Annotated in this window: 18 protein-coding genes and 1 tRNA gene; 4 read left to right on the top strand and 15 right to left on the bottom strand. The window is 47.7% G+C overall.

The window, feature by feature from the left end; genetic code table 11:
* Window positions 1–55: 55 nt before the first annotated feature.
* The 13 genes from AC5Q5A_RS10160 to AC5Q5A_RS10100 all read right to left on the bottom strand — a co-directional run bounded on the left by AC5Q5A_RS10160 (window position 56) and on the right by AC5Q5A_RS10100 (window position 12,090).
* Window positions 56–496 carry a hypothetical protein gene (locus tag AC5Q5A_RS10160; RefSeq protein ID WP_493895183.1) on the bottom strand — a complete coding sequence of 147 codons (441 nt, stop codon included), beginning with the start codon at window positions 494–496 and terminating at the stop codon, window positions 56–58.
* A gap of 176 nt (window positions 497–672) precedes the next feature.
* On the bottom strand, window positions 673–1,218 hold the full coding sequence (locus AC5Q5A_RS10155; protein WP_493895182.1) for a glutamine amidotransferase-related protein: 546 nt from the start codon (window positions 1,216–1,218) through the stop codon (window positions 673–675).
* On the bottom strand, window positions 1,215–1,853 hold the full coding sequence (locus AC5Q5A_RS10150) for an adenine nucleotide alpha hydrolase family protein (RefSeq protein ID WP_493895181.1): 639 nt from the start codon (window positions 1,851–1,853) through the stop codon (window positions 1,215–1,217). Before AC5Q5A_RS10150 ends, AC5Q5A_RS10155 begins: the two co-directional genes overlap by 4 nt.
* A gap of 475 nt (window positions 1,854–2,328) precedes the next feature.
* A complete protein-coding gene (locus AC5Q5A_RS10145; protein ID WP_493895180.1) occupies window positions 2,329–2,931 on the bottom strand; it encodes a pseudaminic acid biosynthesis-associated methylase in 603 nt (200 codons plus the stop codon).
* A 55-nt stretch (window positions 2,932–2,986) separates the two neighbouring features.
* The gene (locus tag AC5Q5A_RS10140; RefSeq protein WP_493895179.1) at window positions 2,987–3,712 is read right to left on the bottom strand and encodes a cytidylyltransferase domain-containing protein; all 726 of its coding nucleotides are present in this window, start codon (window positions 3,710–3,712) and stop codon (window positions 2,987–2,989) included.
* Window positions 3,713–4,915, bottom strand: coding sequence for a UDP-4-amino-4,6-dideoxy-N-acetyl-beta-L-altrosamine transaminase (gene pseC, locus AC5Q5A_RS10135; RefSeq protein WP_493895178.1), 1,203 nt, complete (start codon window positions 4,913–4,915; stop codon window positions 3,713–3,715).
* Window positions 4,884–5,885, bottom strand: coding sequence for a UDP-N-acetylglucosamine 4,6-dehydratase (inverting) (gene pseB / locus AC5Q5A_RS10130; RefSeq protein WP_493895177.1), 1,002 nt, complete (start codon window positions 5,883–5,885; stop codon window positions 4,884–4,886). The genes pseC and pseB overlap by 32 nt, the downstream gene beginning before the upstream one ends.
* 29 nt (window positions 5,886–5,914) lie before the next feature.
* Entirely contained in the window at window positions 5,915–7,726 is a 1,812-nt protein-coding gene (locus AC5Q5A_RS10125; protein ID WP_493895176.1) for an ABC transporter ATP-binding protein, read from the bottom strand.
* The gene (locus AC5Q5A_RS10120; RefSeq protein WP_493895175.1) at window positions 7,704–8,798 is read right to left on the bottom strand and encodes a DegT/DnrJ/EryC1/StrS family aminotransferase; all 1,095 of its coding nucleotides are present in this window, start codon (window positions 8,796–8,798) and stop codon (window positions 7,704–7,706) included. Before AC5Q5A_RS10120 ends, AC5Q5A_RS10125 begins: the two co-directional genes overlap by 23 nt.
* A complete protein-coding gene (locus tag AC5Q5A_RS10115) occupies window positions 8,795–9,376 on the bottom strand; it encodes an acyltransferase (RefSeq protein ID WP_493895174.1) in 582 nt (193 codons plus the stop codon). The genes AC5Q5A_RS10120 and AC5Q5A_RS10115 overlap by 4 nt, the downstream gene beginning before the upstream one ends.
* Window position 9,377: 1 nt before the next feature.
* On the bottom strand, window positions 9,378–10,427 hold the full coding sequence (locus tag AC5Q5A_RS10110) for a Gfo/Idh/MocA family protein (protein WP_493895173.1): 1,050 nt from the start codon (window positions 10,425–10,427) through the stop codon (window positions 9,378–9,380).
* A gap of 2 nt (window positions 10,428–10,429) precedes the next feature.
* Window positions 10,430–11,734, bottom strand: coding sequence for a nucleotide sugar dehydrogenase (locus AC5Q5A_RS10105; RefSeq protein WP_493895172.1), 1,305 nt, complete (start codon window positions 11,732–11,734; stop codon window positions 10,430–10,432).
* Between the two features lie 266 nt (window positions 11,735–12,000).
* Window positions 12,001–12,090, bottom strand: a tRNA-Ser gene (locus tag AC5Q5A_RS10100).
* 315 nt (window positions 12,091–12,405) lie between these two features.
* On the opposite strand from AC5Q5A_RS10100, the gene rplU reads away from it, so the two are divergent.
* The 4 genes from rplU to proB all read left to right on the top strand — a co-directional run bounded on the left by rplU (window position 12,406) and on the right by proB (window position 15,604).
* On the top strand, window positions 12,406–12,717 hold the full coding sequence (gene rplU, locus AC5Q5A_RS10095) for a 50S ribosomal protein L21 (protein ID WP_008889408.1): 312 nt from the start codon (window positions 12,406–12,408) through the stop codon (window positions 12,715–12,717).
* 35 nt (window positions 12,718–12,752) lie between these two features.
* Window positions 12,753–13,013 carry a 50S ribosomal protein L27 gene (gene rpmA, locus AC5Q5A_RS10090; RefSeq protein WP_008889409.1) on the top strand — a complete coding sequence of 87 codons (261 nt, stop codon included), beginning with the start codon at window positions 12,753–12,755 and terminating at the stop codon, window positions 13,011–13,013.
* 432 nt (window positions 13,014–13,445) lie between these two features.
* Complete coding sequence (gene obgE / locus AC5Q5A_RS10085) at window positions 13,446–14,483, top strand: GTPase ObgE (protein WP_493895171.1); 1,038 nt, start codon at window positions 13,446–13,448, stop codon at window positions 14,481–14,483.
* Window positions 14,480–15,604, top strand: a complete 1,125-nt coding sequence (proB, locus tag AC5Q5A_RS10080; protein ID WP_493895170.1) for a glutamate 5-kinase — start codon at window positions 14,480–14,482, stop codon at window positions 15,602–15,604. Before obgE ends, proB begins: the two co-directional genes overlap by 4 nt.
* Before the next feature lie 149 nt (window positions 15,605–15,753).
* Here proB and AC5Q5A_RS10075 read toward each other — a convergent pair whose 3' ends face one another.
* The gene (locus AC5Q5A_RS10075) at window positions 15,754–16,149 is read right to left on the bottom strand and encodes a helix-turn-helix domain-containing protein (RefSeq protein ID WP_062956477.1); all 396 of its coding nucleotides are present in this window, start codon (window positions 16,147–16,149) and stop codon (window positions 15,754–15,756) included.
* Between the two features lie 168 nt (window positions 16,150–16,317).
* Window positions 16,318–16,674, bottom strand: a complete 357-nt coding sequence (locus tag AC5Q5A_RS10070; protein ID WP_493895169.1) for a hypothetical protein — start codon at window positions 16,672–16,674, stop codon at window positions 16,318–16,320.
* Window positions 16,675–16,683 lie beyond the last annotated feature (9 nt).

The following is a 16,683-nucleotide window of genomic DNA, read 5'->3' as shown; positions in this document are numbered from 1 at the left end:
CTCTTGTATATTCCGAATGGGTGGTCTTTGGTTAATATACATTTCTGACAGTAGTTCATCTGTACTTGGCAATTCCGTGCTCGCAGTAATTCACATAGTTTACTGGAAAATTAACACATTTTTCAAAATGCTCATAATTGATGTGCGGCGCAGAGAAGTTTATTTCTTTGCCCTTGGTGGACATATTTCTGGATATGCTGTAGGCAATATGCTCTGTACGAGCAGGATCAGGAAGCAGTTGAAGCTCGCTATCGATAATTAGAACCTCATTAAAGCTATCTGACAGATGCCTTGGGATATATGGTTCCGGACAGGGAAGATGCATAGAATAACCGAAACTAGAGGCGCCATAAATACCAACCATTTCGCAAAAAATCTGCTCTTCTATCTCTGACGGCGCCGCCCTTCGTGCTCCTCCGAAGAATACTTTAGAGTATCCAGCGTTGAAGAGCCGTTCTATGTGAGTAACGCCGGACCAGCCGAGGGCTGCGATCATATTTATTCTGCAGTCAATATCCAAATTAATCAAAGTATTTGGATTGTTACTCGCTAAAATTAAATCTGTGCAGGTCCCCGCCAGCATATAATCGATATGGGGTTGTGGTCTCCATAACGGTAATATTGTCTCCCCTGTTTTTATGCAGGTAGTGCCGTCTATTATTAGAATACTAGCTAGTCGTCTCGAAGCCATTCAGTGAACGCCATATCAAAAGTATTTTGGGATAGTTCGGGATGAAACTGAACACCTAGAATTTGCCTGGTTTTGACACCCCAGCACATTCCGGAATCGTCCAATGCAAAATGCATTAGTTCTTTGCTTGTTTCCGGCACGGAAACTGCGTAGCTGTGGTTGAAGTAGGGTGAGCCGCTGAACCAAGGGCTTTTAACTTCGACAGGACCTATTCTAGGAGACGGTAATTTAGTAGTATACCCAGAGAAAAGTTGTAGGCAAAACTGATTGTTGGTTTCTTCGGTGCCGGTAAACAGCGACTGGAAGCTGCCGCATACTGCTAAAATTCTACAGTCTCTGTCGATTGATTCACGTATTGCATCCGAAATCCTCTTGCTAAATCCCCCAACATTTCCACCTGGTAATACAAGAAGCTCACCAGCGCCAAGTTGGGAGATTTGATTAGCATCCATCATCTCGATACTTGTAAACTGACTCAGCCAAGATCGCAATGCGCCGATGTTTCCTGGGATATTTAGTATTTTCATCGAGCTTGAGCTAACAGTGGTTTTGCAACTGGCGGGGAGCCTTGAGTAAAAAACAAATCGTTATTTGTGTTTTTGAGGATTTCAACCCATACAGAATGCTCATCTACCCCGATAAAGTGTGCAAAACGGCGTATTTCATTTGTTGGAATATAAGGTTCGTGTATTGGTAGTAATTCAAGAGCATCGTTTCTGGAGATAGTGTTGCTCCTGATCATCTCATTAAGGATGTCCGTGGTTCTACCAAAACCAAATTTCAAATATTTTATATACTGGTTTATTAAAACGAAGTCTTCATCAACAGCGCTAATATTTAGGTAGTCAGCATCAGTCTCATTTCTGGCGCTGAAGCCGCTTAGAAGTGAGAAGAGGCCATTGCTGAGGTTCGACCACCTGGGGATAATCCCTCCCATAAATACAATTTTAGGAGCTATCTTGCGTAGCCCATCTTCAATACCATAGAAGAAATCGTGAAGAGCAACAGTCTGTTTTGGTAATTGTTTGCACTGAGATAGTGTATTAATTTGGTATATTGATGCGCCATCGAAATAGGATCGACCGGCGGAAGCTGTGTCGCCAACCGAGTATGCCGGATTTTCACCCCACAGTATAACGTCGGCCGAAGCAAAGTCGGCCATTCGCGCGGCCCCGTTAAATAGTGCAACTTCTGATGCGACCTTGAGGTTTCCAAGGGTAAAGAAGCAATATTTGGTTAGTCGCTTTAGGGTTTCTGTAGCTGGGTAGGCCAATAGAACCTCATAGTTGCGATCATATAGGTTTTGAATATTCAAAACTCCTGTCTCGCTCGTCTGAGATGGCGGTAGGCCAACGCTCACTAGTACTGGCTCTATACCGAGTACCTGCCGGCAGAACTCAGCTTGTCGCAAGCTATCCTTTCCTCCGGATACACCAAGGACATATCGAAGAGACATTACATCTCGCGATGGATAGAGTGATTGTATATGACTCCAAAAGGCATCAAGGTTTTGCGTAAAATCGGTACCTTCAGTGTTTTTAGAGTACCTACACGGAGCGCACTGTTCGCCTATAGCAAAATTAGAGTTGGGCCGAGTTGAGAGGTTTAGGCATGTTGAGCACCGGTAGATCATTGCACTACTCAAAAAGGAACCATGTCATGTCATCATGTTTATACTTTGGATCGTTACGGTAGACAAAACCGTAGTCAATTAGTTTTCTTCCGCTTTGATCCATAAATTCCTTAGCAAAATCTCGTTTGAAAAGTTTCCCCTGGTGTCCGCGATAAGTAACTTCTACTGGAGTGGGGTTGTAATACTCGGATATAAGAACATATCGCTGTGAGAGAGTGTCTAGAAGTTTATAGACACTTGAAAGGGTATCTGGATTCAAGTGGATCATTACGCCAGATATCAACGCTAAATCATACTGCTGATTTGCGGTAAAACCATGTATTGACCGATGGTGACACTGGTCCACATTTAAGTTTTGTTTTAGCAATGAAAACGCTTTTTCTCCAATTTCAACACCAGTATAATTGGAGTTGGGCAATAGGCTCTTTAGCGCATTAGCATTTAATCCTCTGTTGGCTCCAAGCTCTATTATCGTATTTATTTCGCCAGCTGATTTGAGTGACTTGTTGAACATATCAATCTTGGCGGCGACGAGTTCCAGGCCATTGTTGCGCTCAGCATATTCATCCCCGAATTCTCCCATCCAAAACAGTTCTTGGTCATTCATTTGCGAGGTCCTTTAAAAGTGATCGGGTTATTAGCTAGGGGTTGGGAGGAAGAGGCTAAGAGGTGAATAGATTCAAATCTTCAGACCAATCTGGAAATAAAAGTCGAGCTATATCGAATTCATGTTCAAAATCAATATCTATTCCAGACAAAATTGGCATTTTGTATCCAATTGTTGAATTAAATTGTTTGTCCGTTAGTAGAGGGGCAACAGAATAAATTGAAATACAGCCGTTAGAAAAGTATGTCATCGGGCATGATGTGGATTGTCTAAGAGCGTATGGGCTGTCGGGAAACGCATGTTCTAGTCGGTCGGGATCGGTGCTAGGGGCATCAATCCACGCATTGTATGGCGGTTTAGAAGATGGTGATACACTAATTAGTTTCTCTGCGTTGGCGGTGCTAATAAACTTTTCATGTGCGTTCTGTATCGAACTTACACTGTTGAAAGGTGATGTTGGTAGTACAACAGAAATATAAGTAGGAAGAGTCGTGTTGTATGTTAATAAGCAGTCAACAAGAACGTCTAGAATAGTGGCAGGATCGTGAGCCAATGACAGAGGGCGCTTGTGAAGAGAGACGCTCTTTCTCACTGCCATCGGCAAAGATGTTATCTGCTCTCGCGCAAACTCGATATTTTCAGTGCTCACCACTACCGGTCCAATATTCGCAGTTACGCTTCTAATAACTGAGATCTGTAGAAGTGACAATCCATTGAAAAATGGTCTGAAGTTCTTCTGTGGGGCGCGGGATGACGAATATTTTGCGGGAATAATTATCATCTATTTATTCATTGTTTTTAGTTGTAGTGCCAGCTTTAAGTGTTGAATAATATAATCTTGTTCATCATGAGTAAGGCTTGGGTAAAGCGGGATTGTGATCGCACTTTTATAGTACTGTTCCGAATTTTTTAGTTGCCCATAGTTAATGCTCTTTTCTTTATAGTAGGGTTGCGTGTGAACAGGAATGTAATGAACATTCACTCCAATTCCATTGTTGTGAAGATAAGCAAAACATTGCGCTTTCTCTTCGATATTATCATTTGGAAGTCTGAGCACGTAAAGGTGATGTGCTGATGTTTGAAAAATTTGTTGTTTTGGTAAGCGCCAATTGGTCCCAGCAAGCTTTTCATCGTAACGTTTGGCAAGGGCTGTTCGAACGTCTATATAATAATCCAGACGGTTAACTTGGCTAATCCCTAAGGCGGCTTGTAGGTCTGTCATTCGGTAATTGTAGCCAAGAGTAATTTGCTTGTACTGCCAAGGACCATCCGTTCTTCTATTTGCGTTTTCTCGAATTATTCCGTGACTACGATAAAGGTTCAATTGTGAAGCTAATTGCGGGTCGTTTGTTAGAGCGGCGCCGCCTTCTGCCGTCGTTATAATTTTTACCGGGTGAAAGCTAAAGACGGAGATGTCACTGAATCTGCAACAACCGACATGTTCACCTTTATATCGGCCACCGATAGCGTGGGAAGCGTCCTCTATAATACGAAAACTGTATTTTTGGGATAGTTCATGTATTGCTTCCATATCACAAGATTGTCCCGAAAAATGAACGGGAATTACTACCTTGGGGAGAGTGTTTGTTTTGCTAGCATGTTTCAACTTATCTTCTAGCTTGGTGACGCTCATATTGTAGGTTTCGGGGTCTATATCGACAAAGTCGACGTTTGCTCCGCAGTATTCTGCGCAGTTTGCACTTGCAACAAAAGTGTTCGGGCTTGTCCACACCCAATCGCCAGGCCCAACTCCTAGGGCCAAGCACGCGATATGGAGTGCACTGGTTGCACTGTTTACAGCAATTGCATGTGCGGCGCCTGTGTATTCGGATAAAGCAGCTTCAAATCGCGGTACGCATGGCCCCTGCGTCAGCCAGTCAGAGCGCAGCACGTTCACGACAGCGTTAATGTCTTCTTCTGAAATATCCTGACGGCCATAAGGGATCATGAAGTTAGATCTTTCCAATGGTGTCGTGATGGTCATTCACCCAAGACTTTAGCGACTGCTGGCTCATCCATTCGGTATTTGTGTCGCTGGCATATATGAAGTCTTCTGGAACCTTTATACCGTCTTTTATGCGTTTCGCATCATTTCCCCAATCATTGATTTGGGGAAGAATTTTGTAGTGCTCCGGGTATTCATAAGTGAAATGTGAATCTTCCGAGCTGATCATTTGCTCATGCAATTTCTCACCAGGGCGAATTCCGATAATCTCATGCTTCGCTGAAGGAGCTACTGCTTTTGCAATGTCGACAATAGTCATTGAAGGGATCTTTTTTACGTAGATTTCGCCGCCCACCATATCTTCGAATGCATGCCATACTAGTTCAACTCCCTGCTCCAAGGTTATCATAAAACGAGTCATTCGGGTGTCAGTGATCGGTAATACGCCAGAGTCTCGGATGGACAAGAAGTATGGGATTACTGAGCCGCGAGAGCCCATAACATTTCCGTAACGAACAACTGAAAAGCTAGTGTTATGGCCTAAGGCGTATGAGCTATTGCTTGCCACAAAGAGTTTGTCTGATGCTAGTTTGGTTGCACCATACAGATTGACTGGGCTACTTGCTTTGTCTGTTGACAGTGCAACGACACGTTTCACGCCTTGGTCTATGCACGCATCAATCAGGTTCATCGCCCCGTTAATGTTAGTTTTAATACATTCAAAGGGGTTGTATTCGGCCGTCGGAACAATTTTTGTTGCCGCAGCATGGACTACAAAATCCACACCATCCAGAGCTCTGTACAGTCGATCCTTGTCTCTAACGTCACCGATGAAAAAACGGATGCGCGGATCATTTGAGAATAATTTTGCCATCTCCCACTGTTTCATTTCATCACGCGAGAGGACAATGATCTTCTTGGGGTTGTATTTGGCTAACGTCATCGGGATGAAAGCGTGTCCAAACGAACCTGTGCCGCCAGTAACAAGAATAGTTGAGTTTGTAAGCATAATATTAGCCGTTGGTTCGGGTAATCTGGTTATTTAGTCGCCATTGAGCGGAAGGTCTCACTGCGTCGAATGAGGTCATCGTACGTACCATGGGCTTTTACTTGCCCTTTATCCAGAAGATAAATTTGGTCGCAATCGCGAACGGTAGTTAACCTATGTGCAATCAGAATGATTATGATCTCATGCCCGAGATTGTTTACTGCTTCCATTACAGCCTGTTCAGTTAGATTATCTAACGCACTTGTGGCTTCATCCAAGATCAACACTCTTGGGTTGTGGTAAAGTGCGCGTGCAATCCCAATCCGCTGACGCTGACCACCGGATAGGCGCACACCACTCTCGCCCACGTAGGTAGAATATCCCTCAGGTAGTTCGGCAGTAACAAACTGATGCAAGTTAGCAATTTTCGCCGCTCTCTCAACTTTTGAGTGGTCTACGTTGGCGGCGGGAATGCCAAAAGCAATGTTAGCACTTATGGTGTCATCTGCGAGATAAATCTGTTGGGGTACGTAACCAATACTTTTTTGCCACTGTAGGCGGTTGTTATCAGTTATAGCTTTGCCATTAACACTTAGTCTGCCTTCTTGAGGTTCAAGTAGACCAAGAATAATATCAATTGTTGTTGTCTTTCCGCCGCCGGTGGTGCCAACTAATCCTACAATACTATTTGCAACAATCTTGAGGTTAATGTTGGTAAGGGCGGTGCGCCCTGCTTTTGGGTACCTGTAGCTTACATTGGTCAACTCAATGTCGTTAATTGGGCAGAATGAACTCGTGTCGGTTCCTGAAGGAGGTGAGCTAACTAAGCTCGTTAGCTCACGATGCACCAGTTCGATCGCTGGACTAGAGAAGCGCAGTTGGGAAAAGCTTCCGTATACCTGCTGCAGTGCAGGCATCAGGCGATACCCGGCAAAAGCATAAAGAGCGATTAAAGGTATGGCAGTACGAAAATCGCCGCTCCTTGCCATTAGGGCTAGCACCAGCAGAATCATTCCACCAAACGCTATCATTTCCAGTACAAAGCGCGGAAGTTGAGCTATGATCTGAACAGAAGCTTGGTTGACTGCGTAAGTCTTTGCCGGGACGGAAAATCGCTGAGTGTAAGTGTTTTCCAAGTTACGTATTTTTACTTCTTTGATCGCGCTGAACGCTTCATTCAAAACCATGAAACGTGCCTTATTCGCCTCTACTCTTTCTGATCCAATACGTGACAAGAAGTTATTTATGAGCATGTATATTAGGCCATAGATCAGTCCAAGAGTCGTCCCTGCAATAATTGACACTGTAGGGTCAACAATCATCAAAAGTGCAAGTAATGATACAGAGAGAACCCCCTGAGTAATAAATGTCATCAGAGGCATCATGCCATAATTAATAACATCGCTGACCTCAGATAATACAGTTTTACCCAAATCAGCACTATGATGGTGTAGAAACCAGCTGTAAGGTTGTCGTAAATATCCCTCAACAAGTCTTTTGCTTAAGCTGTATTCTGTTGTTAAAGTGAAGCGGAGTTGTAAGTAAGTTGTTATGGATTTAAATGAGAGAGATATAATCAGAAGTGCAAAAACAAAAACGCCTAAGTAGAAAAGGAAAGACTGCGTATCAGAAAATTCAAAATAGGAATATACGGATGAGAATATATTATTCGTTTCCACAAGGCTTGGGTTTGCTAACACAGCAATAAACGGCATAATTGATGCAACGCCAATGGCATCTATTAATGCCATCAAAAACACCATCCCCAGAAGGAGGAGCGCTTTTCTACGCTCACTTGTTGTTAGTAGCGCAAGAATCTTTTTTAAAGAGCTCAATTTCTTACCTGAATTGAAGTTTTTCAACGATGTACATTTGATCACTTTCTGTTAGGTCTGGGCCCATGGGAAGACTCAGCACTTCTAGAGAGGCCCGTTCCGACATAGGTGTAGCTGTCGAATTACCATGGTGCCTATATGCAGGTTGCTGGTTTATAGGTACTGGGTAGTGGATTGCAGTTGGGATGCCGTGACCATTCATCTTTTCCTGAGCGACTTCACGATCTTTTAAAAGTACGGTGTACTGTGCGAAGACACTGGTCCGGCCCGATCTTTGTTGCACTCGGTCGATTTTTGCTGAGTCGAGTAGAGAATTGTATCTGTTCCCAATCTCCATTCGTCGGTCGACTTCCCACTCAAATCTTTCCAGCTTTGCAAGCACAATTGCACACTGCAACGTGTCCATGCGACCGCCGACACCAATACGTGTGTGATGATAGCGTCTGCTTTGTCCATGAACACGGATCTCACGGCAGGCTTGAGCTATGGAGTCGTCGTTCGTGAAAATCGCTCCGCCATCTCCGTAACACCCAAGAGGTTTGCTTGGGAAGAAGCTTGTGCAACCAATTGTACTTAGATTGCAGCTTTTTTTACCCTTGTAAGTCGAGCCAAAACTTTGGGCTGCATCTTCAATAACAGGGATGTTGCCGTTTCGCGCAGCAATGGCATTGATCGCATCCATGTCACATGGCTGCCCGTACAAGCTGACCGGCATTATAGCTTTCGTTTTTTCTGTAATCTTGTCTTCAATTAGAGCTGCATCCATGTTGCACGTATCCGGCTCAATATCGACAAACACGGGTGTTGCACCTAGGAGAACGATTGTTTCTGCTGTTGCGACAAACGTGAACGGCGTAGTGATAATCTCGTCGCCCGGGCAAACCCCTATCGCCATTAGGCTGATTAACAATGCCTCTGTACCACTGGCAACCGTAATACAGTGCTTTGCACCAGAGTACGCAGTTAACTTGTTCTCAAGTTCCAATACTTCTGGGCCCATTATGTACTGGCCGTGTTCCAGAACAGAGTTTATTCGGTCTGCGATTTGATCGCGAAGTTGATGATATTGCGTTTGCAAATCAATAAAACGTATACTCATACTTCATAGGCTTTCAATTCGGATCCTGTCAGTTTGTACTCTAGGTTCATGTGAGGACATTTAAAGGTCCCTTCACCTTCAAGAGGTAATGGGATTTGTTCGCCATACTGGCTCATCCAGCCTATTTGCCGAGCAGGGACCCCGACCATAAGAGCATAGGGCGGTACATCTTTGTTTACTACTGCACCTGCTGCCACAAATGCGTGCTCACCTATTGTGATCCCGCAAACGATTGTGCAGTTAGCGCCAAGCGTAGCGCCTTTCTTTACTAAAGTGCTGAGGTACTGGTCTTTTCGATTAATTTGTGCCCGTGGGTTGTAAACATTTGTGAAAACCATGCTTGGGCCGCAAAAGACATCATTTTCGATAAAGACATTGTCATAGATGCTAACATTATTCTGGATTTTGCAATTATCCCCGATTGCAACATTGTTACCTACAAAGACATTCTGCCCAAGAGATGTCTCACACCCAATTTTTGCGCCGCTACACACGTGAGTCCAATGCCAAACTCTACTACCGTCACCGATCTGTGCGCCGTGATCTACGATAGCTGTTGAGTGTATTTGAGTATTCATTTCAGTATTCCAGCGGCAAAGATATTGTCTTTCCGTCACGTGCCGAAAGATATGCAGCGATGAGAAGTTCTAGAGATTTCAGGCCTTCTCGTCCATCTGTCTCAGCTTCGGCCTCTCCTCTAAGTGTTTCAATGACGTTTTTATAGTATGAAGGGTGCCCAAAGCCGTAAACTGAGGTTGTCTCATAATTTGCTTGTTGGATATCCTTGTCACAGTCCTCTGGTTCGTCAAATTTCCAAAGTTGGATATCGTTTACCGCTACGCCGCCGACGCGCACAGATCCTTTTTCACCTAGAATTGTAATACTTCCTTCTAGGTTCTCCGGATAGGTGAGCATTGTTACGCTCATAGATCCTAGTGCACCATTTCGCCATTTTACGTTCAAGACCCCTGTATCCTCGACTTCGATGTCGCGAGTGGTGCTCATCATGGCTTGGACCTTGTCGACGGGACCAATCAGCCAATCAAGCAAATCCACGTAGTGGCTTGCCTGGTTCATAAATGCTCCGCCGTCGAACTCCCAAGTACCACGCCATTTACCTTGATCGTAATAAGATTGGGGGCGGGTCCAGAATACATTCAGATGTACCATGTGAATTTTTCCAAACCGCTTTTTATCAACAGCCCGTTTGAGGAGTTGTAAAGTAGTGTTTAGACGGTTTTGCTTTACGACAAATAGGTGAACATTTGCGTTGTCGCATGCTCGAACCATGCGAACACCATCTTGCCAACGTGTTGCCATCGGCTTTTCAGTCATGACGTTCACGCCAAATTTAGCTGCCAGTTCGGCCTGGTCAGCGTGAACTCCACTCGGGGTGCAAAGCACCACCAGGTCGATTTCCTCTCCCGTAAGCAGCTCTTCCATCGAGCTATATGCAGGGACACCCAGTTTTTCAGCCTGTTGATGCAAGACAACGGGGTCACTGTCACAAATAGCGATCAACTCTATGTCATTCGGATATTTCTCGATTGAGCCGAAATGATTTCGGGAAATACGGCCGCATCCAACGACTGCGGTCCGAATTTTTCTCTCATTTATGACAGGGAGCATACTCAAGCTTTCACTACATTTTCGCAAGGTTCTAGATAGATTCCGCGGGTGTCCACGATAAGTTTCGCATTCTCTTGGAGCATGGGATAATCGAACTTGTGATGGTCCGTTGTGAGAATGAGTGCATCGTAACTAGAAATAATTTCAGGGGATAAAGCAACGCTACTCAGATCAAAATTATGCTCCCGCATATGCGGGAAGGAAGGAACGTGAGGGTCTGAGTATTCGATATCCGCTCCTTTCTCTTGTAGAAGCTCCATAATAACAACGGCTGGGGATTCGCGCATATCATCCACGTTCTTCTTGTAAGCAATGCCAAGCACAAGAATCTTTGCACCTTTAAGAGACTTTCCGCGCTCGTTGAGCGCGTCCATGGTCTTGCTTACAACCCAACGTGGCATGCTCGTGTTCACTTCACCGGCAAGTTCGATAAATCTGGTGTTCAGATCATATTCTCTTGCCTTCCACGTCAGGTAGAAGGGGTCAATTGGAATGCAATGACCGCCGAGTCCAGGGCCTGGATAATACGGTGTGAAACCAAATGGTTTTGTTGAAGCAGCTCTTATTACCTCATGTATGTCAATCCCCATCCGATCTGCCACTATTTTCATTTCGTTGACGAGCCCGATATTGACAGCTCGATGAATGTTTTCGAGCAGCTTGGTCATTTCAGCAGCTTTGGTGGAAGATACGGGCACGATTTTGTCTATTGCTGGTTGGTACAGTGCTTTTCCCACTTCCAAGCATGAGACCGTGTGCCCTCCAACTACTTTGGGGATGGTCTTAGTTTCGAACTGTGAGTTCCCAGGGTCTTCTCGTTCGGGGGAATAAACCACGAAGAAATCGATCCCAACTGATAAGCCTCTGGATGTCACACGTGGCACCAATTCCTCCTCTGTCGTGCCTGGGTAAGTTGTGCTCTCGAGTGAGAGAACTTGCCCAGCACGCAAATAAGGAACGATCATGTCAGTAGTGTTGGTAACAAAACTTAAGTCAGGCTCGCGGTATTTGTTCAATGGAGTGGGTACGCAAAGAATAAGAGCATCCACTTCATCTGCTCTTGAGAAATCTTCCGTAGCCTCAAATCCATTTAAAGATGCGTCAGAAATTTTTTTTGATTCAATATGTTCAATGTAGCTCTCATTTTTATTGAGTTTTCTGACTTTCTCCGAGTCTACGTCAAAACCTATTACCTTAAATCCAATTTGAGAGTAACGAAGCACCAAGGGAAGTCCCACGTAACCAAGTCCAAATACACCAATCTTTGCTGACTTATCATTGAGTTTATTGATCAGTAGTTTTTTCATTCTTCTGAGTTCGCTTCTACAAAGTGTGTGAATTTAAACGGAATAGTTCACGTTATGTTCTTCTTCTGGGTGGGTCGTTTATGTTATGGCTGGTAAACGATTCAACCCAGCGGCTATAGCATTCGTCAAGAATAATTTGCAACTCGAGATATGCTACTAGCATTCGGGTTTTCTAACTCTTGCTTATTGCTCCGGGAGGGAGTTAGGTGTTTCGCGCAGCGAACTCGTGCGCTATAAACGGCTGGAGAGCGAGTACATTCGCTGAATGGCGGAGAGGGTGGGATTCGAACCCACGGTACTATTGCTAGTACAACGGTTTTCGAGACCGCCCCGTTCGACCACTCCGGCACCTCTCCGCATGTGTGGTCTTGGCGTTCGAGGCGGTGTTTACCGGGATGAGCGCCAGATTGCAAGAGGGAAATCTCAAATTTCACGGACTCTTTTGCATGGGCTTTTGGGGCGCGCTGTTTGCCCCGGTTCGCAAGGCGTGTAGGTTCGCGCAAATCTGCGGCTTTGCCATGCCGTCCCCGGCGGCGTAAAAGGTCACTCTGTGGTTGACTCTTTGGGGCAAAAGCGGTAATTCACCCGTTCTTCGCAGCGGTTCGGTATCTGTTAGCAGCGGCACCGAGCTGCGCGTTTGTGTTTCCAGAATGTTTTTCAGGAACTTTTAGATGTACGCAATCATCAAAACTGGCGGCAAACAGTATAAAGTTGCTGCCAACGACGTTATCAAAGTCGAAAAGATCGCTGCCCAGGCCGGTGATACCGTGAAACTTGAAGAAGTTCTCATGGTTGCTGGCGACGGTGCGCCGAAGGTTGGTGCTCCGTTGGTCAAAGGTGCTTCTGTTACCGCAGAAGTTCTCGAGCAGGCCAAGGGCGACAAGGTGATCGTTTTCAAGAAAAAGCGCCGGCATAACTACCGTCGTAAAAATGGTCATCGCCAGAACCTGACTGTTCTGCGCATCAAGGACATCAAGGCCTGATTTATCAGGTTGAGATGCAGTTTTAGGAGAGTTTCATGGCTCATAAGAAAGCTGGTGGTAGTTCGCGCAACGGTCGTGACTCCGAAGGTCGCCGTCTCGGCGTTAAAAAATTCGGTGGTCAGGCAGTTGTTGCAGGCAACATTCTCGTTCGTCAGCGTGGCACCAAGTTCCATGCCGGTGACAATGTTGGCCTCGCCAAAGACCACACCCTGTTTGCGACTGTGAACGGTTCTGTCCAGTTCAAGTCGGGTTTCAAGGGTCGTACCTACGTAACCGTCGTTCCGGCCGAGGCGTAAGCCTCCCGTCGGCTGCGCGATACGTAGCAAGATTAGGGTCAGTTCCCATCAATCTCATCCATTCTGCGCAGTCATAAAGACATCTGAGAAGAAGTCGGCTGCGCAGAACGCTTTTCAGCATTCAAGCAGGCGTGACGTACTCAGAGGTCTTTTATGACCGCGCCCGCAGGGTTTCAGGCAAAGCGCACAATCGAAATAGTCGACCGCTTGAAAAGGTTCCAACCTGTTCGTCGCAATCGCCCACTTCGCTTGAACACTTTGTCTGAAACAGAATTGCATGAAATTGATGGGAACTGACCCTGGAGGGAGGAATGAGCAATCATTCCTCCCTTGTTTTATGTGATATAGAATTTCGGACCCCGTCGCTGCGCGTCCCTCGCGCACCGGGGAGCCAATATAAAGTGATAAACGGGTGCGCCCGAAGGACCGGTTATGAAGTTTCTCGATGAAGCCAAGATTTATGTGCGCAGTGGCCGCGGCGGTGCCGGTTCGGTCAGCTTCCGCCGTGAAAAATATATCGAGTATGGCGGGCCGGACGGCGGCGATGGCGGCCGCGGTGGCGATATCATCCTCGAGGCGGTCGAGAACCTCAACACCCTGATTGATTTCCGTTATCAGCAGCACTTCAAGGCCGAAGTCGGCATGCATGGCATGGGTCGGCAGCGTACCGGCCGGTCCGGCAAATCCATCACGATTAAGGTCCCGGTCGGAACGCAAGTCTTGGCCGAAGATCGCGAAACCCTGATTGTCGATATGATCGAACCGGGTCAGACCTATCTGCTCTGCCGGGGTGGCGATGGCGGCCGTGGCAACACGCATTTCAAATCCTCCACCAACCAGGCACCGCGTCGTGCCGAAGAAGGCTGGCCGGCAGAAGAAATGTGGGTGTGGCTGCGCCTGAAGCTGATCGCCGATGCCGGTCTTGTGGGCTTGCCGAATGCCGGTAAATCTACCTTCCTTGCTGCATCCTCGCATGCGCGTCCGAAAATCGCCGATTATCCCTTCACAACCTTGCATCCGCAGCTGGGCGTGGTGAATATCGATGATCATGAATTTGTTCTGGCCGACATTCCCGGCCTGATCGAAGGCGCATCCGAAGGCAAGGGCATCGGCACCCGTTTCCTTGGCCATATCGAACGCTGCGAAGTTCTGGTCCACCTGATTGATTGCGCCGAAGAAGATCCGGTCGCAACCTATAAGACGGTGCGTGAAGAGCTTGAAGGCTACGCCGAAGAACTCGTCGAAAAGCCCGAAATCGTCGTCCTGTCCAAGGCTGATCAGCTCTTGCCTGAAATGGTCGAGGAGCAGCGCCAGATCCTTGAAAAGGGTATCGGCAAAAAGGTCTATATCGTGTCCGGAGTGACCCAGCAGGGGCTCAAGGAAATCCATCGCGAAATCCGCGCCTATATCGAAGGCGAACGTGAACGCCGGGCGAGGGAAGGCCGCGAAGAAGAGGGCTTCCAGCCGTGACAAGCAATGCCCTGGCGGATGCAAAACGCCTGATCATCAAGGTGGGCTCGGCCCTGCTGGTTGATGAAAATACCGGCAAGCTGCGTCGTGCCTGGCTTGAAGCATTGGCCGATGATATCGCCCTTCTGCGCGAACGCGGGGTCGAGGTGATTGTGGTCTCCAGCGGTGCGATCGCGCTTGGTCGTCGGTTGCTTGGCCTTGATCACCGCACGATCAGTCTCGCCGACAAGCAGGCCGCCGCCGCCACCGGCCAAATCAGCCTGTCACAGGTCTGGCAGGAGGCGCTTGGTCGAAATGGCCTGACCATGGCGCAGGTGCTGGTCACACTTGAGGACATGGAAGGCCGTCGTCGCTACCTGAATGCCCGTGGGACGCTGAATGCCCTGCTTGGCCATGGCGCCATTCCGCTGATCAATGAAAACGATACCGTTGCGACCGAGGAAATCCGCTTTGGCGATAATGATCGTCTGGGTGCCAAGGTCGCGCACATGATTTCGGCCGATACGCTGGTTCTGCTTTCTGACATTGATGGTCTCTATACCGCCGATCCGCGCAAGAATCCGGATGCCGAATTGATCCCCGAAGTCCGCGAACTGACGCCAGAGATTTTCAGTATGGCCGGTGTTGCGCCAACCATGTACAGCTCCGGCGGGATGGTGACCAAACTTCAGGCCGCCGAAATCGCCATGAAGGCCGGGTGTCGCATGATCATCGCGCGTGGCACCATCTATCATCCGCTGAAAGCCCAGCTTGAAGGCGCCCCCAATACCGTCTTCCTGCCGAGCGAAAGTCCGCTGGCGGCACGTCGTCACTGGATTGCAACCTCGCTCAAGGCGTCAGGAGCCATCATTGTCGATGCCGGGGCGGCCAAGGCGCTGGCGGCTGGCAAGAACCTTCTGGCGGCCGGAATAACCGGCGTCGATGGCCGGTTCAAGCATGGCGATGCTGTGCGGGTACTGGGGCCTGACGGGGCGCAGATCGCGCGCGGCATCACATCCTATGGCGCGGAAGAAACCCGGCTTCTGATGGGGCATGCATCGGCCGATATCGAAGCAACCCTGGGCTTCACACGCGGCAATGCCATCATTCATTCCGATGATCTGGTGCTGGTCGAGGGCTAGGCACAAACCCTGCACAATTCCAGAAAATACGAAGGGGACGTTCGCGTCCCTTTTTTTTTGCATCTGCGAACCGGTCATAAAAAAGGCTGGCCTCCGGAATGCAGAGGACAGCCTTTTTTGCGGTGGCACTATGGTCCGGATATGCGGACTTAAGCAGCCTGATCGGCAAGAGCGCGAGCCATCTGGCTCAGTGCTTCCTGATGCTTCTCGTGCTTGATGCTTGCGAAGTTACGCGCAAGTTCCAGGCACATACGCTGACGCGCATTGAGCTCGGTTTCCTGATTGCCTTCCAGGCCTTCATAGAAATAGCTTACCGGAACGCCCAGGACCTGGGAGATCTCATAAAGGCGACCAGCAGAGATGCGGTTAATGCCGCGCTCGTATTTGTGAGCCTGCTGATAGGTAACGCCAATCAGATCCGCCATTTGCTGCTGGGAAAGGCCCAGCATGATGCGACGTTCGCGGATGCGCTGACCAACATAACGGTCAGTGTCTGTGGCGCGGTTTGCGCGTTTCGGTTCTTCGTTTTGAGCATTCTCAGTCATTTTATAATCCGTTATCAACCGCCAGTTATTATTCCCCACTTCGGATGCTGTCGGGTTCGTTGTTTTTCCCGATATGTCACACCCATCGCGGCACCTTTCAGGCACTGCGATTTTGATGACCTGTACCTGAACATTGGTCAGATAATCATTACAGCTTTCCGCCAGAAGCTAGCTATATAGGTCAATCGAGCTGTCTTTGTCTAGTGCAGAAGGCGAAAAAAAGACGTTCGTTTCTACGCTGTCTGGTTTGTGATGGAGCGCATAGCTGGCATGCGCAGACTGAATGACCGGCGGTTGCAAAAGGTTTTCCTGAGGTAGGATCTGACCCAGAAGCTGGGTCCAGAATGCTGCACTGCCCACAAGATCATGGGGTTGCAGCCACGCGCCACCACCCTGCGCAATTTTTTCCACAGGTGAAAATTGCGCCAGTTGCTCGATCCCGATCCCGGCAGGACCATCGGTTCCACTGCTCGCAGTTTCGGTCCTGCGGGCCGGGAGCATGGAAATCGGTGTGATCGCGGTCATGTGTTTTTC

The organism is Thalassospira sp. CA1 (genome assembly GCF_059052855.1).
This window is presented reverse-complemented; position numbering and strand designations above follow the sequence as displayed.